This is a genomic window from Burkholderia sp. AW33-5, from assembly GCF_053427615.1.
Map to the genome: position 1 here is coordinate 57,582 of NZ_JBSAXA010000027.1, position 21,033 is coordinate 78,614.

The 21,033-nt window shown below is 65.1% G+C and carries 14 protein-coding genes; 8 read left to right on the top strand and 6 right to left on the bottom strand.

The window, feature by feature from the left end:
- Positions 1 to 391: 391 nt before the first annotated feature.
- From ACV22V_RS28535 to ACV22V_RS28550, 4 genes are all read left to right on the top strand, one after another.
- Complete coding sequence (locus ACV22V_RS28535) at positions 392 to 2,068, top strand: collagen-like triple helix repeat-containing protein (protein WP_448016174.1); 1,677 nt, start codon at positions 392 to 394, stop codon at positions 2,066 to 2,068.
- A 40-nt stretch (positions 2,069 to 2,108) separates the two neighbouring features.
- Positions 2,109 to 3,458: a collagen-like triple helix repeat-containing protein gene (locus ACV22V_RS28540; RefSeq protein ID WP_059533016.1), complete on the top strand. Its 1,350-nt coding sequence runs from the start codon at positions 2,109 to 2,111 to the stop codon at positions 3,456 to 3,458.
- 145 nt (positions 3,459 to 3,603) lie between these two features.
- Entirely contained in the window at positions 3,604 to 5,289 is a 1,686-nt protein-coding gene (locus tag ACV22V_RS28545) for a ShlB/FhaC/HecB family hemolysin secretion/activation protein (protein ID WP_448016175.1), read from the top strand.
- Between the two features lie 166 nt (positions 5,290 to 5,455).
- The gene (locus ACV22V_RS28550; RefSeq protein ID WP_448016176.1) at positions 5,456 to 5,917 is read left to right on the top strand and encodes a DUF2147 domain-containing protein; all 462 of its coding nucleotides are present in this window, start codon (positions 5,456 to 5,458) and stop codon (positions 5,915 to 5,917) included.
- 102 nt (positions 5,918 to 6,019) lie between these two features.
- Here ACV22V_RS28550 and ACV22V_RS28555 read toward each other — a convergent pair whose 3' ends face one another.
- The 6 genes from ACV22V_RS28555 to typA form a co-directional block, all read right to left on the bottom strand.
- A complete protein-coding gene (locus ACV22V_RS28555) occupies positions 6,020 to 6,430 on the bottom strand; it encodes a transposase (RefSeq protein WP_059691808.1) in 411 nt (136 codons plus the stop codon).
- Between the two features lie 144 nt (positions 6,431 to 6,574).
- The gene (zapE, locus tag ACV22V_RS28560; protein ID WP_059533030.1) at positions 6,575 to 7,672 is read right to left on the bottom strand and encodes a cell division protein ZapE; all 1,098 of its coding nucleotides are present in this window, start codon (positions 7,670 to 7,672) and stop codon (positions 6,575 to 6,577) included.
- 98 nt (positions 7,673 to 7,770) lie between these two features.
- Positions 7,771 to 9,201: a dihydrolipoyl dehydrogenase gene (gene lpdA, locus ACV22V_RS28565; protein ID WP_057924323.1), complete on the bottom strand. Its 1,431-nt coding sequence runs from the start codon at positions 9,199 to 9,201 to the stop codon at positions 7,771 to 7,773.
- Positions 9,202 to 9,282: 81 nt separating this feature from the next.
- A complete protein-coding gene (gene odhB / locus ACV22V_RS28570; RefSeq protein ID WP_059691809.1) occupies positions 9,283 to 10,560 on the bottom strand; it encodes a 2-oxoglutarate dehydrogenase complex dihydrolipoyllysine-residue succinyltransferase in 1,278 nt (425 codons plus the stop codon).
- Positions 10,561 to 10,696: 136 nt separating this feature from the next.
- Entirely contained in the window at positions 10,697 to 13,561 is a 2,865-nt protein-coding gene (locus ACV22V_RS28575; RefSeq protein WP_059533036.1) for a 2-oxoglutarate dehydrogenase E1 component, read from the bottom strand.
- Between the two features lie 317 nt (positions 13,562 to 13,878).
- Complete coding sequence (gene typA / locus ACV22V_RS28580) at positions 13,879 to 15,705, bottom strand: translational GTPase TypA (RefSeq protein WP_059533039.1); 1,827 nt, start codon at positions 15,703 to 15,705, stop codon at positions 13,879 to 13,881.
- A gap of 346 nt (positions 15,706 to 16,051) precedes the next feature.
- Here typA and ACV22V_RS28585 point away from each other — a divergent pair, with 346 nt between their 5' ends.
- The 4 genes from ACV22V_RS28585 (at position 16,052) to ACV22V_RS28600 (ending at position 20,984) form a co-directional block, all read left to right on the top strand.
- On the top strand, positions 16,052 to 16,543 hold the full coding sequence (locus tag ACV22V_RS28585) for a MarR family winged helix-turn-helix transcriptional regulator (protein WP_059691810.1): 492 nt from the start codon (positions 16,052 to 16,054) through the stop codon (positions 16,541 to 16,543).
- 87 nt (positions 16,544 to 16,630) lie between these two features.
- Positions 16,631 to 18,127, top strand: a complete 1,497-nt coding sequence (locus ACV22V_RS28590) for an efflux transporter outer membrane subunit (protein ID WP_059691811.1) — start codon at positions 16,631 to 16,633, stop codon at positions 18,125 to 18,127.
- Positions 18,128 to 18,179: 52 nt separating this feature from the next.
- Positions 18,180 to 19,397: an HlyD family secretion protein gene (locus tag ACV22V_RS28595; protein ID WP_059701462.1), complete on the top strand. Its 1,218-nt coding sequence runs from the start codon at positions 18,180 to 18,182 to the stop codon at positions 19,395 to 19,397.
- 27 nt (positions 19,398 to 19,424) lie between these two features.
- Positions 19,425 to 20,984 (top strand): DHA2 family efflux MFS transporter permease subunit, encoded by a 1,560-nt coding sequence (locus tag ACV22V_RS28600; protein ID WP_057924316.1) that lies wholly within the window; start codon positions 19,425 to 19,427, stop codon positions 20,982 to 20,984.
- The last annotated feature ends 49 nt before the right edge of the window (positions 20,985 to 21,033 follow it).

Below are 21,033 nucleotides of genomic sequence, written 5' to 3' on the forward strand. Positions count from 1 at the left end.
AAGACCGGGCCGAACAAACTTTCCGGGAGCACAACGTATTTGTACGGTGTTTCGGTACGATTTACACATAGGATTTACGATAGGTTAGATGTGCACACCTAATCCACCAGTAAAACAATCAGACCGCCCGCCAGCCCTGCCCGCCCCTCACGTTACGCCGCACGCGTAACGCCAATGTTGTGACGTTACGTTACGAAACGGCCGAAACCGTTCTCATTTGACTGCTCTTAAACAGATTCAACAATCTTTCAATTTGCCTAAATCCCTTTTCCGACAAGGAATTGCCTCGTTTAAAACCAATCATCGAACTCTCGGCCATCGAAATGGCACGACAGTTGCAGAGTAATCCGCGCATCACTCAACACAACATCAACTTCAATGCGAGGACGAAATGGACATTCAGGTTATCCCTCATGGCACGCTCCGGACGACTATGATCGCGGCCACCGTGGCAGCCATGCTTTCCCTCTCCGCGTGCGGCGGCTCCGGCTCCATCAGCAAGGGGCTCAGCGGTGGCTCCAGCTCGGGCGGTGGCGATTCGGTCTCCACGTCGGGCGGCGGTACCTCGGGCGGCACGTCCGGTTCGACGAGCGGCAGCACGTCGGGTAGCACCAGCGGCTCGACCAGCGGCAGCACGAGCGGCTCGACGAGCGGCAGCACCAGCGGCACCACGAGTGGAACGAGCAGCGGCACGAGCGGCACCTCCGGTGTGTCGTCGAACGCGGTGGGAACCGTCCTCGCAAGCAGCAGCAATCTCGTCACGAATCTCGGCGGCACCGTATCCGGCCTCGGCTCCGTGATCGCCGGCCAGTCGCTGCCCGGCGTCAACCCGGGCACGACGCAGGCGGCAGGCGGCATCGTGCAGAACGTCGGCGGCGCGGTGACGGCGCTCGGCAATGGCCTCGGCAACGGCCTCGGCCAACTCGGCGCGACGAAGGACCCGATCGGCGTCACGGTCGCCAGCACCGGCGGCGTGGTGAACCAGCTCGGCGGCGCCGTCACGCAAACCGGCAACCTGGTCACGAGCCTCGGCACCGGCCCGCTGTCGCCGCTCGCGCCCGTCACCGGCGCCGTCGGCGGCCTCGTGACGCAGGTCGGCAACGCCGTATCGAACGGCGGCACCACGCTGTCCAACGTATTGTCGACCGGCCCGATCCAGCAGGTCACGCAGACGGTCAGCTCGGCGATCACGCCGATCACGACGATGGTCGGTCAGACGACGCAGACGATCGGGACGGCCACCGGCCTCGGCGCCCCGCTCAACATGCTGCTCGGGACGATCGGCAACGGCCTGAACCAGGGCGGTGCGCTGATCGCATCGACGGGCGGCAACCCCGTCACGACCGGCCTCGGCAACACCGTCTCGTCGACCGGCAATACCGTGAAGACCGTCGGCGGCCTGTTCACGGGCGGCACCAGCGGCGCAACCAACCCGCTCGCGCCGCTCACGGGCCTCCTCACGACGGTCACCGGCACGCTCGGCGGTGCAGCGGGCGGCACCAGCGGCGGTCCGCTTGCCCCGGTTACGGGCCTCGTCTCGACCGTCGCCGGCGCGCTCGGCGGCGCGACGGGCGGCACCAGCGGCGGCCCGCTTGCCCCGGTTACGGGTCTCGTCTCGACCGTCACGGGCGCGCTCGGCGGCGCGACGACTGGTACGAGCGGCGGTCCGCTCGCGCCGGTCACCGGCCTTCTCTCCACCGTCACCGGCGCACTCGGCGGTGCGGCGGGCGGCACCAGCGGCGGCCCGCTCGCGCCGGTCACCGGCCTTGTCTCCACCGTCACGGGCGCACTCGGCGGCGTGGCCGGCGGCAGCAGCGGTCCGCTCGCGCCGGTCACGGGCCTGGTCTCCACGGTCACCGGCGCGCTCGGCAGCGCAACGGGCGGCGCAGGCGCCGGCAACCCGCTCGCCCCCGTAACGGGCGCCGTGTCCTCCGTCACCAGCACGGTCGGCGTTCCGGCACTGAGCGGCAGCACGGGCGGTGTCACGAACTCGGGCTCGGGCTCGAACCTGCTCGCGCCTGTCACGTCGCTGATCGGCGGCCTGCTCGGCGGCACGCACGGCAAGTAATCGAACATCCATTCATCGACAAGACAGCGAGGAGTCCATCATGTCCCAGCAACGTTCCATCACGACGGTCGTCCTGCGCCAGTGGCGCGTGCCCCTCACCGCCTTCGCCGCGGCGTGCCTGCTGGCTGCCTGCGGCGGCAACAGCGTCAGCACGCCGCCGACCAGCAGCAACGGCGGCAGCTCCAGCGGCACGAGCGGTACCAGCGGCACGAGCGGCACCAGTGGCTCGTCCACCGGCACCAAGGGCGCTGTCAGCACGGTCGGCCAGACCGCAACGGATCTCGGCAGCACGATCGGCAACGTCAGCCTGCCGGGCCTCGGCGACGGCGTGACGAAGGGCGTCGGCAGCACCGTCTCGAGCACCGGCACGATCATCAACGCGGCCGCCGATGCGTTGAGCAACGGGCTCGGACAGACCGGCTCGATCAAGGATCCCGTCGGCACGACGGTCGCCGGCCTCGGGAATGTCGTCGGCGCGACGAGCAATACCGTGTCCGGACTGAGCTCGACGGTCAAGGCGCTCGGCACGGGTCCGCTCGCACCGCTCGCCCCCGTCACGACGCCGGTCGGCACCGTGCTCGACACGGTCGCCAACGGCCTGTCGGCCGCGGGCACGACGATCGGCTCGACGCTGTCGTCGGGTGCCGTGCAGCAAGTAACGCAGCCGCTCAGCTCGGCCATCACGCCGCTGGTGATCACCGCGGGCCAGGTCACGCAGCAGGTCGGCACGACCACGGGTCTCGGACAACCGGTGTCGGGCCTGCTGGGCCAGATCGGCGGCGCAATCAGCTCGGCGGGCAAGCAGGTCGGCAGCACGTCGAATCAGCCGCTCGTCGGCGATGTCGGCCAGCTCGTCACCGCGGTCGGCAACACCGTGACCAACGCAGGCGGCCTCGTGAACCCGAACGGGCCGAACGGCGCGGCGCCGATCCCCGGCCTGATCACGAGCCTCGTCGGCGGCTCGACGGCCAACGTACAAAACGGCTCGTCGTCGGGCTCCGGCTCGACGAACCCGCTCGGCGGCCTGCTGTCCGGTCTCGGTTCGACGCCGCTCGGTTCGCTCACCGGCGCAGTCGGTGGCGCAACGGGCAGCTCGGGCAGCGGCCCGCTCGCGCCGGTCACCGGTCTCGTGTCGACGCTGACGGGCACGCTCGGCGGCGCAACGGGTGGCGCAGGCGGGGCAAACCCTCTCGCGCCCGTCACCGGTTTGCTGAATACTGTCACCGGAGCAGTCGGCGGTGCAGCGGGGTCCGGGGCTTCGTCGAATCCGCTCGCACCGGTCACGTCGCTCGTCGGTGGCGTGACGGGGACGGCATCGTCGGGCAGCTCGACGGGGCTCCTCGCGCCGGTAACGGGGTTGCTGGGCACGCTGGGTAGCGTTGGCAAGTAAGGAGGACGGTCGCGCCTTTGCAGCCGGAGCATGAGGCGCGGCCGTACAAACACAACCGGCAAATGCGGCACGCGGCGCGCGACACCCTGGTGTCGCGCGCCCGCATTAGAAAGAAGACGAAAAGCAAGGCCTACGAGGAAGAACAATGAAATCCAGACTCGACAGATGGATGATGCTGCTCGCCATCACGGCGGCAGGCACGGCACATGCACAGACGCGCGCGGCAGGTAATCCGCTCGATTCGCTCCCCCAGATCAACGCACCGCAGAAAGGCCCGAGCGTCACCGTGCAGGTCGCGCCGCAGGCACCGCAACTGCAGGAGTTGCTGTCGCGGCACCTGACGCCGACGACGTTCCAGGTCGAAGGCGTGAAGTCGGTGCCTTTCGACGAAATCTCGCGTCGCTTCACGCCGCTCGTCGGCAAGGACATCACGATCGGCGAGCTGATCGAAACCGCGAACGGCGTGACCAAGCTGTATCAGGATCGCGGCTATGCGTTGTCGTTCGCGTTCATTCCCGCGCAGACGTTCGAGAACGGCGTCGTGCGCGTCACGGTCGTCGAAGGCTATGTGTCGGACGTCAAGGTCACCGGCAAGCCCGGCGCGATGGAATCGAAAATCCGCGCGATCGCCGCGCACATCACGGCCGATCGCCCGCTGCGCCGCGCGACGTTCGAACGCTACGTGAACACGTTCGGCCTCCTGCCCGGCGTGACGGTGAAGGCCAATGTGCCGCCGCCGCAAACGACCGACGGCGCCACGACGCTCGAACTGGCCGTCGACCGCAAGGCATTCAACATCAGCACCGGCATCGACTTCAATCACCCCGGCGTCCAGGGCCTCATCACCGCGACGGAGAACGGCCTCACGTCGTTCGGCGAGCAACTGAGCATTTCCGCGCTGGTGCCGCCAGGACGCGACAAGCAAACCTACGTCGCGTTCAGCGGCGCGGTGCCGGTCGGCAGCAGCGGGCTGGTCACGCGCCTCGACGCCAGCACGTATCGCGGCAAGCCGACCGACAACCCGGGCCTGCCGTCGACCGTCGAGCGCACGGTCAAGAACGAGAAGCTCGGTCTTTCGGCATCCTATCCGTTGCTGCTGAACAACCAGCGCAGCCTGCTCGGCACCGTGTCGGGCTATGCGTCGCACAACGAGGACCGTTACCAGAACAAGATCAGCGGCAACAGCATCGACACGCGCTCGCAGGTCCGCGTGCTGCAAATGCAGCTCGACTACACAAGCGTGGCGGCCAAGCAGGTACAGAAGCTGAGCGTCAACGTCGCGAAGGGTTTCAACATTCTCGGTGCGTCGAAATCGCAGGACATCACGATCGGCTCGAACACGACATCGGTGGACAGCCCGATCTCGCTGACGTTCGTGCGCACCGGCGCAACCTTCACGCAGACCAACGAATGGCCGTTCAAGATCGGCACGTCGGTCTCGCTGACCGGCCAGTACAGCCCCGACTCGCTGCCGACGTCGGAACAGATCTCGTTCGGTTCGACGCGCTATGCGCTCGGCTATCAGCCCGGCGAAACGTCGGGCGACTCGGGCTGGGGGATGTCGCTGGAGGTCAACCGCGGATTCACGCCGGGCTGGACGTATATGAAATCCATCACGCCGTACATCGCGTACGACATGGCGCGCGTGTATCTGCATACCGGCACGCCGTCGCCGAGCCGCCTGTCGTCGGTCGGTATCGGCGTGCGGTTTACGGACAGCCGTTACTACAGTCTCGACCTGAATATCGCGAAGCCGGTCGGCGATGCGCCGGTTGAAAGCGCATCGCGCAGCCCACGCGTGAATGCCGCGTTCTCGTACCAGCTCAACTGATCGGTCACCAAACAGCCCGCGTCGCGCGGGCCGTTTGGATTAGAGCCCCCTCTATCAAACGCAGCGCGCGGTTTCACGTATTCTGGCAAAGCTCGCAACATGCCACCGCCCCATGCAGACGGTCGTGCGAGCGCATCGAATACGACATGAAACAAGGAGGAAGACGATGATTCAACTGCCCCCCCCGTTGCGCACGCTGGCCATTGCAAGCGCGCTGCTCGCTTGCGCCGCCCCTACGTTCGCCCAAGCCGACAGCCCCGTCGGCATGTGGCAGACGATCGACGACAACACGCATCAGCCGAAGGCGCTCGTGCAGATCGCCGATGACGGCGAAGGCTCGCTGTCTGGGAAGGTCGTCAAGGGCCTCGGCGCCAACGACACGCCCGATCGCCGCTGCACTGCATGCACGGACGAGCGCAAGGATCAGCTCATCAAGGGCATGACGATCATCAAGGCGATGAAGAAGGACGGCGACCACTGGGACGGCGGCAATATCCTCGACCCGGAAAACGGCAAGGTCTACAAGTGCAAGATGTCGCTCGAAGACGGCGGCCAGAAGCTCGTCGTGCGCGGCTATATCGGCGTGTCGCTGCTCGGCCGGTCGCAGACCTGGGTTCGCGCGCAATAACGCGACGCGCGTCGATACGCGCAACGTAATGAAAAATCGGCCTGCGACGATGTCGTCAGGCCGATTTTGTTTTGATGCGGGCGCGAATGAATTCGGCCGGCATCATGCCGCACGCTTCAGCGCATCCGCCGCATAGCCGCCCGGTGCACGATACGCCGGCGCCGCAGCACTGCGCACCTCCGCCGCCTTCGACTGCGCGTGCTTGCGCATCCGCGTGGCCAGCTCCTTGCACAGATTCACGCCGGCGTCGCCATACAGCTCGCGCATCACCTGCATCAACGTGCCGGTCTCGTGCCACACCTTGAAGCGGCGATGGCACGTCTGGTACGACGGGTAGCGACGCGGCATCGCGGACCAGGTCGCGCCGCTGTAAATCACCCAGAGTACGCCGTTCAGGACGGCGCGCGTGTTGGCCAACGGACGGCCGCGCAACTCGGTGCGCGGCTGCATTTCGGGCAGAAGCGGCACGACGCAGCGCCACTCATGGTCGGTCAGATCGCGATACGGTGTCATGGACATCTCCAGCCTTAGGAACCATGACTCAACGATATCGACAGCCCTCAACCATGAACATAAGACAAATCCGAAATTACCCCGAGATCGCGATAATTTAACCGGAATTGACGTTTGAAGTCCGTCATTTGCGGAAAACCGCGATCAGGTCAGCGAAGTATCGACGATGCGGCGCGGCGTCTCGAGGTATTCCTTCGACTGCATCTCGACGATCCGCGAAACCGTGCGCGCGAATTCGTTCGCCATCGGCCCTTCGACGTACAACTGCTCCGCCGGCACCGCCGCGGACATCAGCAGCTTGACCTTGTGGTCGTACAGCACGTCGATGAGCCAGGTGAAGCGCCGCGCCTCGGACGCCATCCGCGGCGACATCTGCGGCACTTCCGACAGCACGATCGCATGGAAGCGGCTGGCAAGCTCGAGATAATCGTTCTGCGAACGCGGGCCGCCGCACAGCGTCGCGAAATCGAACCAGACGACCCCGTCGGCCTTGCGCAGCGCCTTCAGCTCGCGCTTCTCGATATGCAGGATCGGGCTTTCGTCGGGCACCGCGGCGAGCTTCGCGAATGCATGACGCAGTTCGCGATCGGCGTCCGCGCCGAGCGGCGTGTGGTACATCTGCACCTGCGCGAGCGTGCGCTGGCGATAGTCGACGCCCGCGTCGACGTTCAGCACGTCGAGCTTCTGCTTGATCAGCGCGATCGCCGGCAGCATGCGGTCGCGATGCAAGCCGTCGGGATACAGATCGTCGGGATCGTAGTTGGACGTCATCACGAACTGCACGCCGTTGTTGAACAGGCGATCGAGCAACCGGTACAGGATCATCGCGTCCGCGATGTCCGACACGTGGAATTCGTCGAAGCAGATCAGCCGGTAGCGCTTCGCGATGCGTCGCGCGAGCTCGTCGAGCGGATCGGCCTGCCCTTTCAGCTCCTCGAGTTCGCGGTGTACCTCACGCATGAATTCGTGGAAATGCAGGCGCGTCTTGCGCTGCACGGGCACCACCGCGTAGAAGCTGTCCATCAGGAAGCTCTTGCCGCGGCCGACGCCGCCCCACATGTAGACGCCGCGCGGGAGGTCCGGATGATTGATGAGCTTCTTGAACGCGTTCGAGCGACGCGCCTTGTATTCGACCCACTCGTCGAAACAGCACTGCAGGCGATCGACGGCCGCGCGCTGGGCGGGATCGGACTGATAGCCGCGCGTGGTCAGTTCGCGCGTGTAGTATTCGGTGACGTTCATCGGGCAAACCGGAAAAAACGAAGGCGAGCGGGAAACCCCGCCCGCCTTCGTCATGAGACGGCTGCGCCGGCCGATGGCCGGCAGGCGCTACACCATGCTCAGCTGTTCAGCGAGCGCTTGTCGACGGCGAGCGCCGCTTCGCGCATCACTTCCGACATCGACGGGTGCGGATGGCAGATGCGGGCGATGTCTTCCGACGCCGCCTTGAACTCCATCGCCACCACGGCTTCCGCGATCAGGTCCGACGCGTTCGCGGCGATCACGTGCACGCCGAGCAGTTCGTCGGTCTTCGCGTCCGCGATCATCTTCACGAAACCGTCCGGCGCGTTCATGCCGAGCGCGCGGCCGTTGATCGAGAACGGGAACTTGCCCGACTTGATCTCGCGGCCTTCGGCCTTCAGCTGCTGTTCCGTCTTGCCGACCCATGCGATTTCCGGGTACGTGTAGATCACCCACGGAATGCAGTTGTAGTCGATGTGCGGCTTCTGGCCGTCGATCACTTCCGCGACCAGCACGCCTTCGTCTTCCGCCTTGTGCGCGAGCATCGGGCCACGCACCACGTCGCCGATCGCATAGACGTTCGGCACCGCGGTACGGCAGTGGTCGTCCACGTCGATGAAACCGCGCTCGTTCGCCTTCAGGCCGATCGCCTCGAGGCCGAGGTTGTCGGTGTTCGGCACGCGGCCGACCGACACGATCAGGCGGTCGGCGTCGAGCGTCTGCGCGTTGCCGTCCTTGTCGGTGTAGGCGATCGACACGCCGTTCGCCGTCGTCTTCACGTCACCGATCTTCACGCCGAGATGGATGTCGAGGCCTTGCTTCTTGAACAGCTTGGCCGCTTCCTTCGCGAGCGCTTCGTCGGCTGCGCCGAGGAACGCCGGCAGCGCTTCGAGCACCGTCACTTCGGCGCCCAGGCGACGCCACACCGAGCCGAGTTCGAGGCCGATCACGCCTGCGCCGATCACGGCGAGCTTCTTCGGCACCGAGTCGAACGTCAGCGCGCCTTCGTTATCCGAAACGATCTTGTTGTCGACCGGGATGTTCGGCAGGTGACGCGCCTTCGAACCCGTCGCGATGATCACGTTCTTCGCGGTGACGACTTCGGCCTCGCCCTCGCCGCTCACTTCGATCTGCACGCCGGCGTCGGTCTTGCCGGTGAACTTGCCATGGCCCTTCAGCCAGGTGATCTTGTTCTTCTTGAACAGGAACTCGATCCCGCTCGTCATCTTCTCGACGATCGCATCCTTGCGGCCGAGCATCTTCGCGACGTCGATCTTCACGCCGTCGACCGTGATGCCGTGGTCGGCCAGGTGATGCGACGTGTTCTCGAACTCTTCCGACGACGCGAGCAGCGCCTTCGACGGGATGCAGCCGACGTTCAGGCAGGTACCGCCGAGCTTCAGCGCGCCGGCCGGGTTCTTCCACTTCTCGATACAGGCAACGGTCTTGCCGAGCTGCGCGGCGCGAATCGCGGCGATGTAGCCGCCGGGGCCGGCGCCGATCACGACGACGTCAAATTCCTTGGACATGACAATCCTTTCTACTTGTACGCCCGCACGGTCGCGCGTGTACGCGAGCGTGCGGAGCGGGTCAATGCAGTGAGACTCGGCTTACAGGTCGAGCAGCAGGCGTGCCGGATCTTCCAGCGCGTCCTTCATCGCGACGAGCGACAGGACGGCTTCGCGGCCGTCGATGATCCGGTGGTCGTACGACAGTGCCAGGTAGTTGATCGGACGGATCACGATCTGGCCGTTTTCGACGACCGGGCGCTCCTTCGTCGCGTGCACGCCGAGGATGGCCGACTGCGGCGGGTTGATGATCGGCGTCGACAGCATCGAGCCGAACACGCCGCCGTTCGAGATCGAGAACGTACCGCCCGTCATTTCCTCGATCGACAACTTGCCGTCCTTCGCCTTCTGGCCGAATTCGGCGATCTTCTTCTCGATGTCCGCGAGGCTCAGTTGATCGGCATTGCGCAGGATCGGCACCACGAGGCCGCGCGGCGAGCCGACGGCGATACCGATGTCGAAGTAGCCGTGATAGACGATGTCGTTACCGTCGATCGACGCGTTCACGAGCGGGAACTTCTTCAGCGCATGCACGGCCGCCTTCACGAAGAACGACATGAAGCCGAGCTTCACGCCATGTTCCTTCTCGAACTTGTCCTTGTACTTGTTGCGCAGCTCCATGACCGGAGCCATGTTGACTTCGTTGAACGTCGTCAGGATCGCGTTGGTCTGTTGCGACTCGAGCAGACGCTCGGCGATACGCGCACGCAGACGCGACATCGGCACGCGCTGTTCCGGACGATCGTTGAGCCACGTCGTGGCCGACGCCGGCACCTTCACTTCCGGCAGCGACGGCTTTGCAGCGGCGGTCTTCGCCGGTGCGGCGGCCGGAGCAGCCTTCGGTGCGCTGCCCGCGGCCAGCGCGTCGCCCTTCGTGACGCGGCCGTCGCGGCCCGAACCTGCGACGTCGCCTGCCGACAGGCCCTTCTCGGCCAGCAGCTTCGCTGCGGCCGGCGATGCGGCTGCCGAGCTCGATGCAACCGCGGCAGCCGGCTGTGCTGCCGGTGCGGCTGCAGCGGGTGCTGCGGCCGGCTTCACTTCGGCGGCGCCCGCCGCTGCTTCGGCAGCACCTGCCTTCGCTTCGGTGTCGATCGTCGCGATGATCTGGTCGGCGACGACCGTGTCACCGTCGTTCTGCAGCACTTGCGCGAGCACGCCCGCGGCCGGTGCCGGCACCTCGAGCACGACCTTGTCGGTCTCGAGTTCGATCAGGATTTCGTCCTGCGCGACTGCTTCGCCCGGCTTCTTCTTCCACTGCAGCATGGTGGCTTCCGAAACCGACTCCGAAAGCTGGGGGACTTTGACTTCTACGATAGCCATGTGATTTTCCTGGATGCTTAATCTGGGTAATGACGAGGTTCGTGCGATTCCTTCGGCCGGTGCGGCGCGCGACGCGCCCGGCGGCCCAAAAGACACGGGAAAGCGCTACGCGCCTTCCCGTTTCGCTTGACGTCGATTATTTCGCGATCGATGCGCTCTTCAGGCGGCCGAACGCACCTTCGATGAGGGCCTTCTGCTGCTCGTAGTGCTTCGCGTAGTAGCCAACCGCCGGCGAGGCCGAAGCCGGACGGCCGCTGTATGCCAGCTTCTGCCCTTCCTTCATGCCTTCCTTCAGGTGGTGCTCGACGTAGAACCAGGGGCCCTGGTTCTGCGGCTCGTCCTGCACCCAGACCACTTCAGTCGCGTTCTCGTACTTCTTCATTTCGGCTTCGAACTGCTTGTGCGCGAACGGATACAGCTGCTCGATACGGATGATCGCGACGTCGTTCGCCTTCGCTTCGCGGCGATGCGCGACGAGGTCGTAGTACACGCGGCCCGAGCACACCAGCACGCGCTTGACCTTCTTCGCGTCGATGCCGCCGTCGGTTTCGCCCAGCACCGGCTGGAACGAACCCTTCGCGAGTTCCGACAGGTCCGACACCGCTTCCTTGTGGCGCAGCAGCGACTTCGGCGTTGCGACGATCAGCGGCTTGCGGAACAGACGGATCATCTGGCGACGCAGCAGGTGGAAAATCTGTGCCGGCGTCGTCGGTTGAACGACCTGCATGTTGTGATCGGCGCACAGCTGCAGGAAACGCTCGATACGCGTCGACGAGTGTTCCGGGCCCTGGCCTTCGTAGCCGTGCGGCAGCAGCATCGTGAGACCCGACACGCGGCCCCACTTCACTTCGCCCGACGAGATGAACTGGTCGATCACGACCTGCGCGCCATTGACGAAGTCGCCGAACTGGGCTTCCCACAGCACGAGCGTGTTCGGCTCGGCGGTCGAGTAACCGTATTCGAAGCCCAGCACCGCTTCTTCCGACAGCACCGAGTCGATCACCGTGAACTTCGCCTGACCGTCGGCGATGTTCTGCAGCGGCACGTACGTGCCGTCGTTCCAGCGTTCGCGGTTCTGGTCGTGCAGCACCGCGTGACGGTGCGTGAACGTGCCGCGGCCCGAGTCCTGGCCCGTCAGGCGCACCGAGTAGCCCGATGCGACGAGCGACGCGAACGCGAGGTGTTCGCCCATGCCCCAGTCGAGCGGCTGGTCGCCGCGCGCCATGTTGCGGCGGTCGTTGATCACGCGCTCGACGAGCGGGTGGACCTTGAAGTTTTCCGGGACCGTCGTGATGCGTTCGCCGAGGCGCTTCAGTTCGGCGAGCGGCACGGCCGTATCGGCTGCATCCGTCCACTTGCGGTTCAGGAACGGAACCCAGTCGACCGCGTACTTGCTCTTGTAGTTCGACAGGACCGGATCGACGGTGTGGTGGCCGTCGTCCATCGCCTTGCGGTACGCCTTCACGTAGTTGTCGGCGTCTTCGGCGGTGATCACGCCCTGCTGCACGAGCTTCTCGGCGTACAGCGCACGGGTGCCCGGGTGCTGCGCGATCTTCTTGTACATCAGCGGCTGCGTGACCGCCGGCGTGTCCTGCTCGTTGTGACCCAGCTTGCGGAAGCAGACGATGTCGATCACGACATCCTTGTGGAACTGCATCCGGTAGTCGATCGCGATCTGGATCGCGAGCACGACGGCTTCCGGATCGTCGCCGTTCACGTGCAGCACCGGCGCTTCGATCATCTTGACCACGTCGGTACAGTACAGCGTCGAGCGCGCGTCGCGCGGGTCGGACGTCGTGAAGCCGATCTGGTTGTTGATGACGATGTGCAGCGTGCCGTGCGTGCCGTAACCGCGCGTCTGCGCGAGGTTCAGCGTTTCCATCACGACGCCCTGGCCAGCGAAGGCCGCGTCACCGTGGATCTGCACCGGCAGCACCTGCAGGCCGTCTTCGTCGCCGCGACGGTCCATCCGTGCCTTCGCCGAACCTTCGACCACCGGGTTCACGATTTCGAGGTGCGACGGGTTGAACGCGAGCGACAGGTGGACCGGGCCGCCTTCGGTCGACACGTCCGACGAGAAGCCCTTGTGGTACTTCACGTCACCTGCCGGCAGGTCGTCGACGTGCTTGCCTTCGAATTCGGCGAACAGGTCGGCCGGCATCTTGCCCAGCGTGTTGACCAGCACGTTCAGACGGCCGCGGTGCGCCATGCCGATGATGATTTCCTGCACGCCGGTCTTGCCTGCGTGCTGGACGACTTCGTCCATCGCCGCGATGAAGCTTTCGCCGCCTTCGAGCGAGAAGCGCTTCTGGCCGACGTACTTGGTGTGCAGATAGCGCTCGAGGCCTTCCGCTGCCGTCAGGCGATTCAGGATGTGCTTCTTCTTGTCGATCGAGAAGGACGGCGTCGCGCGGGTCGATTCCAGGCGCTCCTGCCACCAGCGCTTCTGCTCCGGATCGCTGATGTACATGTATTCGGCGCCGATCGTGCCGCAGTACGTGTCACGCAGGCCCTTGACGATGTCGCGCAACGAAGCCTGGTCGAAACCGAAATACAGGTTGCTTGCGCTGTACGTCTGGTCGAGGTCGCCTTCGGAGAAGTCGTAGAACGCGGGTTCGAGTTCGGGGATGGCGGGACGTTCGCGACGCTTCAGCGGATCCAGATTGGCCCATTGCGAGCCGAGGAAGCGATATGCGCTGATGAGGGACTGGACGTGGACCTGCTTGCGCGCGGTCGCCAGATTGCTCGTGCTTTCGCGCGGGATGAAGGCATTGGCCTTCGCACGCTCGGCAAACGATTCGACGATCGGGAAATGAGCAACGTCATTGGCGTTCGAGCCGTCGGTTGCAGGCACGTTCTGCAGCGCGTCGAAATACTCTCGCCAGTTCTCCGGCACCGATGCCGGATTGTTGAGGTATGCATCGTACAGTTCTTCAACGTACGAAGCATTGCCGCCGAACAGATAGGAGTTCAGCTGAAACTGCTTCATTACATCTGACATTTTACGCTCACCTTTCTTCGAGCTTCTCGAGAAATAGCGGGTTACTCAACCTTCCGCGACACGGCCTGACCGTTTAGCGGATTGCGAATCAAGTCTTGCTTGGAAGGACCTAAAACTTGCGTGCGCGCAGCATATCACAGAACCGATACCGAAGTTCACGGCGAAATGCGGCTGAAAGCACCGCGTGACGGGGTTTCGCCGGATTGCCGCGGCTCGCGGGAACAGTGTTTTGCAACCCGCCCGATTGCACACTGCGCAGATGCAAAAAAGGCCGCCCGGAGGCAGCCTTTTTCGTCATGCACAGGAACGGCCAATGCTTAGTCGACCGCGCCTTCGCGGCTCGCGCGGCGACGCTCGTGCTCCTTCAGGAAGCGCTTGCGCAGACGGATCGACTGCGGCGTCACTTCCACGAGTTCGTCGTCGTCGATGAATTCGACCGCGTATTCGAGCGACATCTGGACCGGCGGTACGAGACGCACGGCTTCGTCGGTGCCCGACGCACGCACGTTGGTCAGCTGCTTGCCCTTGATCGGGTTCACGACGAGGTCGTTGTCGCGGCTGTGAATACCGATGATCATGCCCTCATACAGCGCGTCGCCCGGCTTCACGAACATGCGGCCGCGATCCTGCAGCTTCCACAGTGCGTACGCCACGGCGGCGCCGTCGTCCTGCGAGATCAGCACGCCGTTGCGGCGCTCGAAGACCGAGCCGTCCTTGACCGGTGCGTACGAGTCGAAGATGTGGCTCATCAGGCCCGTGCCGCGCGTCAGCGTCAGGAATTCACTCTGGAAGCCGATCAGGCCGCGCGCCGAGATCTTGTATTCCAGACGCGTGCGACCGCGGCCGTCCGACGCCATGTCGAGCATTTCGCCCTTGCGGCGACCGAGCTCCTCCATCACGCCGCCCTGATGCTCGTCCTCGACGTCGACGGTCAGCAGCTCGTACGGCTCGTGCCGCACGCCGTCGATTTCCTGCATCACGACGCGCGGACGCGACACGGCCAGCTCGTAGCCTTCACGGCGCATGTTCTCGACGAGAATCGTCAGGTGCAGTTCGCCGCGGCCCGACACTTCGAACACCGTTTCGTCGCCGGTATCCTTCACGCGCAGCGCGACGTTGTGATTCAGTTCCTTCATCAGGCGGTCGCGGATCTGGCGGCTCGTCACGAACTTGCCTTCGCGGCCGGCCAGCGGCGACGAGTTGACGAGGAAGTTCATCGTCAGCGTCGGCTCGTCGACGGTGATCATCGGCAGCGCTTCCGGCGTATCGACCGCGCAGATCGTCGCGCCGATGCCGACGTCTTCGATACCGTTGATCAGCACGATGTCGCCGGCTTCCGCAGACTCGACCTGCACGCGCTCGAGGCCCTTGAACGACAGCACCTGGTTGATCTTGCGGTTCAGCACGTCGCCTTCCGGACCGAAGCGCATCACGACCGGTTGACCCGGCTTGATGCGGCCGCGCGTGATGCGGCCGACGCCGATCCGGCCGACGTACGTCGAAAAGTCGAGCGACGTGATCTGGAGCTGCAGCGGCGCTTCCGGATCGGCCGGGCGAACCGGCACGTGCGCGAGGATCGCCTCGAACAGCGGACGCATGTCGCCTTCGCGGGTCGCCGGATCGAGCGACGCGTAGCCGTTCAGGCCCGATGCGTAGACGATCGGGAAGTCGAGCTGCTCTTCCGTCGCGCCAAGCTTGTCGAACAGGTCGAAGGTCTGGTTGATGACCCAGTCGATCCGCGCGCCCGGACGGTCGATCTTGTTGATGACGACGATCGGCTTCAGACCGAGCGCGAGCGCCTTCTTCGTGACGAAGCGCGTTTGCGGCATCGGACCCTCGACGGCGTCGACCAGCAGCAGCACCGAGTCGACCATCGACAGGACGCGCTCCACCTCGCCACCGAAGTCCGCGTGCCCCGGCGTGTCGACGATGTTGATGTGCGTGCCTTCGTATTCGACCGCGCAGTTCTTCGCGAGAATCGTGATCCCGCGCTCTTTTTCGATGTCGTTCGAGTCCATCACCCGCTCGGCAATCTGCTGGTTCTCGCGGAAGGTGCCGGACTGGCGGAGCAGTTGGTCGACGAGCGTGGTCTTGCCGTGGTCGACGTGAGCGATGATGGCGATGTTGCGAAGGGCGCGGGTCATAGAAACCTGGAAATCGTTGAACGCGCAAACGCGCACGCTCGTCAGTCACCGGGACACGTGCGCGCGCGTTGCAGCTTGGAAACCGCAAATTATAGCACGTGAGGATGTCGAAAGCCGGACTGCCTTTGCAACGCAGCAAACGACGCCTCCCTGCCCTCGTCGCAGACCGGTAAATCGAGCCGGCACATCGACCGGCCGACACCGCCGACGGCAAGCCGAAAACCCTGACGACGACACGGGAATTTCGAGACGCGGAGCACGCCCTCGCCCGTTCGATTAACATTTGCCGCGGCAAGCAATTGTGCCTATACTGCTGCCTAGTCAACTATTGCAGCTTCAGGGTTTTATGTCGGATTCTCCTTCCCAATCGCCTGTTTCGCCGCTGTCCTCGTACCAGATGAACGACAGCGTCGGTTATCTGATGTCGCGCGTGAAATCGGTGATGACCAACCTCGTCACGCAGCGCACGCAGGAAGAGCTCGGCATCACGGGCACGCAGGCGAGCATGCTGTTCATGATCGCGGTCGGCAAATGCTCGACGGCCGCGGAGCTCGCCCGGGAATACGGGATCGACGCGAGCGCGGTCACGCGCCTGCTCGATCGCGTCGAGAAGCGTGGCCTGCTGTCCCGTGTGCGCAGCATCGAGGATCGACGGGTCGTGCGTCTCGAGCTGACCGACGAAGGCCGCGCGCTGGCGGAACGGTTGCCGCCGGTGTTCCGCAGCGTGCTGGACCAATTGCTGGACGGTTTTACGCCTGAAGAAGTCGGGTTCCTGAAGAGCATGCTGCGCCGCATTCTCAGCAACTATTGCGAGACCGCCGGCGGTAGCGTCACGTAATAGTTGCCATAACAATTACTTTCGACAGATTAATGTAAGGAAATCCTTGCAGTGTCCATCATTCATTCCGAGTCAGGGAACAGCGCGATGAAATCCTCCCCGTTGTCCGTGCGCGCCGGGTCGTGCCGCGCCGCCGTTGCCGCCGCGGTCGCCGCGCTGGCACTGGCGGGCTGCGCAAACTACATCGGCATCAAGAGCGACAAGCAGATCGCTCCCGCGTCGCAATTCGAAACCGCCCAGAGCCTGCCCGCCCAGGGCGGCCAGTGGCCGGCACTCGACTGGGCGAACCAGTTCGGCGATCCGCAGCTGCCGAAGCTGATCGACGAGGCGCTCCAGGGCAGCCCGTCGATCGCGCAGGCACAGGCGCGCATCGCGAAGGCGTCGTCGTACATCGAATCGTCGCGCTCGAACCTGATGCCGAAGGCCGAAGCCAGCTATTCGTGGACGCGCGAGCTGTATTCGTCGAATGCGCTGTTCCCGCCGCCGTACGGCGGCCAGTGGTATAGCGAGAACAACGCGCTCGCGAGCGCGTCGTGGGATCTCGACCTGTGGGGCAAGAACCGCGAGCGCCTGCATACGGCCGTGTCGCAGGAAAAAGCCGCCGAAGCCGACATGCAGCAGGCGCGCATCACGCTCGCGTCGTCGGTCGCCCGCACCTACAACTCGCTTGCGCAACTGTATGCGCTGCGCGACATCGCGCAACGCGAGATCACCAACCGCCAAACGGTCGGCAAGATCACCGACGGCCGCGTATCGGCCGGCCTCGACACCAACGTGGAGCGCCAGACCGCGCGCGGCAACATCGCGACGACCCAGGCGTCGCTGTCCGACCTCGACGGCCAGATCACGACCGTGCGCTACCAACTCGCCGCGTTGCTCGGCAAGGGGCCGGACCGTGGGCTGCAGATCGCCGCGCCCGTGATGAACCCGACCGGCGAAGTCGCGCTGCCCGGCAACCTGCCGGCCGACCTCGTGTCGCGCCGTCCCGACATCGTCGCCGCGCGCTGGCAGGTCGAGGCCGCGATGCACGACGTGAAGGAAGCGAAGGCCGAATTCTTCCCCGACGTCAACCTCGCTGCCGGCTTCGGCTTCGATGCGTTCGGCTGGGGCAAATTCCTGAACTTCGCGAGCCGCCAGGCGCAGTTCGGCCCCGCCATCCACCTGCCGATCTTCGATGCCGGTGCGTTGCGCGCGCAGCTCAAGGGCCGCTATGCAGACTTCGACCTGTCGGTCGCGAACTACAACCAGACGCTCATCAGCGCGCTGAACGACGTCGCGACGCAGGTCGCGTCGATCCGCGCGGTCGATCGCCAGATGGACGACGCGCAGCGTGCGCTCGACGCGTCGACGCGTGCATACGACCTTGCCGTGATCCGCTACAAGGCCGGCCTGTCGCCGCAGCTCCAGGTGCTGACCGCCGACAGCAACCGCCTCGCGTCCGAACAGACGGTGACGAACCTGAAGATGCGCCGGCGCGACATGCAGCTCGCGCTGATCAAGGCGCTCGGCGGCGGGTTCGACGCGACCGGCACGCGGCTCGCCGCGCCCGACGCCGACAAGCAGACAAAACAGGCCGCCAACTGATCCGGCGCCACCACTACGCAGACACTCGAAATAACGGACGGAGAAAATCGCCATGAGCGACCCTCAACAAAACGCCGCCAGCGCACAGGCGCAGAACAACGGGAAGCGCAAACGGATGATGACGCTGCTGATCGCGGTCATCGTGATCGCGGCCATCGCGTACGGTCTGTACTACTTCCTGGTCGCGCGCTTCCATGAAGAGACCGACGACGCGTACGTGAACGGCAACGTCGTGCAGATCACGCCGCAGGTCACGGGTACCGTGATCGCCGTGAAGGCCGACGACACGCAGACGGTCAAGGCCGGCGACCCGCTGGTCGTGCTCGACCCGGCCGACTCGCAGGTCGCGCTGCAGCAGGCCGAGGCCAACCTCGCGCAGACGGTACGCCAGGTGCGCGGCCTGTTCGTCAACGACGACCAGTACCGCGCGCAGGTCGCGCTGCGTCAGTCCGACCTGTCGAAGGCACAGGACGACCTGCGCCGCCGGATGGCCGTCGCGCAAACGGGCGCCGTATCGCAGGAGGAAATCTCCCACGCACGCGACGCGGTGCGCGCCGCGCAGGCGTCGGTCGACGCGGCGCAGCAGCAGCTCGCCTCGAACCGCGCACTGACCGCGAACACGACGATCGCATCGCACCCGAACGTGATGGCCGCGGCAGCGAAAGTTCGCGACGCGTATCTCGCAAACGCGCGTAACGTGCTGCCCGCGCCGGTCACCGGGTATGTCGCGAAGCGCTCGGTGCAGGTCGGCCAGCGCGTGTCGCCGGGCAATCCGCTGATGTCGGTCGTGCCGCTGAACGCTGTGTGGGTCGACGCCAACTTCAAGGAAGTCCAGCTCAAGCACATGCGCATCGGCCAGCCGGTCGAATTGACCGCCGACATCTACGGCTCGTCGGCCGTCTACCACGGCAAGGTCGTCGGCTTCTCGGCCGGCACGGGTTCGGCATTCTCGCTGCTGCCGGCGCAGAATGCGACGGGCAACTGGATCAAGGTCGTGCAGCGCCTGCCGGTGCGTATCGAGATCGATCCGAAGGACCTGGAGAAGCACCCGCTGCGCATCGGCCTGTCGATGCAGGTCGACGTCGACATCAAGGACGAGCGCGGCGACCAGCTGGTCAACGCAAAGAACACCGTCTACGAGACCAGCGTGTTCGCGAAGTACGGCGACGAAGCCGACGCCGAGATCGCGCGCATCATCGCCGAGAATGCCGGCGGCAACGCACCGGCACCGGCCGCGGCGAAGTCGAACGGCACCGCAAAGATGATGTAACGGCTCCGCTTCCGGAAAACTACCGACATGGCACAGGCTCCTGTCTCCCACCCGCCCCTGCAGGGCGGGCAACTCGTGCTCGGAACGATCGCAGTATCGCTCGCGGTGTTCATGAACGTGCTCGACACGTCCATCGCGAACGTCGCGATCCCGACCATCTCGGGCGACCTCGGCGTATCGTCCGACCAGGGTACGTGGGTCATCACGTCGTTCGCCGTCGCGAACGCGATCTCCGTGCCGCTGACCGGCTGGCTGACCGATCGCTTCGGGCAGGTTCGTCTGTTCCTCGCGTCGATCATCCTGTTCGTCATCTCGTCGTGGATGTGCGGGCTGGCGCCGAGCCTGCCGTTCCTGCTCGCGTCGCGCGTGCTCCAGGGCGCGGTCGCCGGGCCGATGATTCCGCTGTCGCAATCGCTGCTGCTGTCGAGCTATCCTCGCGCGAAAGCACCGATGGCGCTCGCGCTGTGGTCGATGACGACGCTGATCGCACCGGTCGCGGGCCCGATCCTCGGCGGCTGGATTTCGGATAACTATTCGTGGCCGTGGATCTTCTACGTGAACATCCCGGTCGGCATCGCCGCCGCGCTGGCCACCTGGTCGATCTATCGCACGCGCGAATCCACGGTGCGTCGCGCGCCGATCGACGGCGTCGGCCTCGCGCTGCTCGTCTTGTGGGTCGGCTCGCTGCAAATCATGCTCGACAAGGGCAAGGATCTCGACTGGTTCGCGTCGACGACGATCATCGCGCTCGCGCTGATCGCGGTCATTTCGTTCGCGTTCTTCGTGATCTGGGAGCTGACCGCCGAACATCCGGTCGTCGACTTGTCGCTGTTCCGGATGCGCAACTTCACCGGCGGCACGATCGCCCTCGCGGTCGGCTACGGGCTCTACTTCGGCAACCTCGTGCTGCTGCCGCTGTGGCTGCAGACCCAGATCGGCTACACGGCAACCGATGCAGGCCTCGTGATGGCGCCCGTCGGGCTGTTCGCGATCCTGCTGTCGCCGCTGACCGGCAAGTTCCTGCCGCGCACGGACCCGCGCTACATCGCGACCGCCGCATTCCTGACGTTCGCGCTGTGCTTCTGGATGCGCTCGCGCTACACGACCGGCGTCGACGAGTGGTCGCTGACGCTGCCGACGCTCGTGCAAGGCATCGCGATGGCCGGCTTCTTCATCCCGCTCGTGTCGATCACGCTGTCCGGCCTGCCCGGCCACCGCATCCCCGCGGCATCGGGCCTGTCGAACTTCGTGCGGATCATGTGCGGCGGCATCGGCACGTCGATCTTCCAGACCGCGTGGGACCACCGGAACAATTTCCACCACGCGCAACTGGTCGAGCAGACCAACCCGTACAATCCGACGTTCAACCAGGCCGTCACGCAGATGGGCAACCTCGGGCTGACGCAGGACCAGGCGCACGGTCTCATCAACAACATGGCCACGCAGCAGGCCGCGCAACTCGGCGTGAACGACCTGTTCTACATCTCCGCGGCGATCTTCGTGCTGCTGATCGGACTGATCTGGATCACGAAGCCCGAACGCGCGGGCGGCGGCGATGCGGGTGCGGCGGCGTCGGCTGCACACTGAGCACCGCGCTCGAACGCACACGCCAAACAAAAAGCCCGGTCGATTCTGA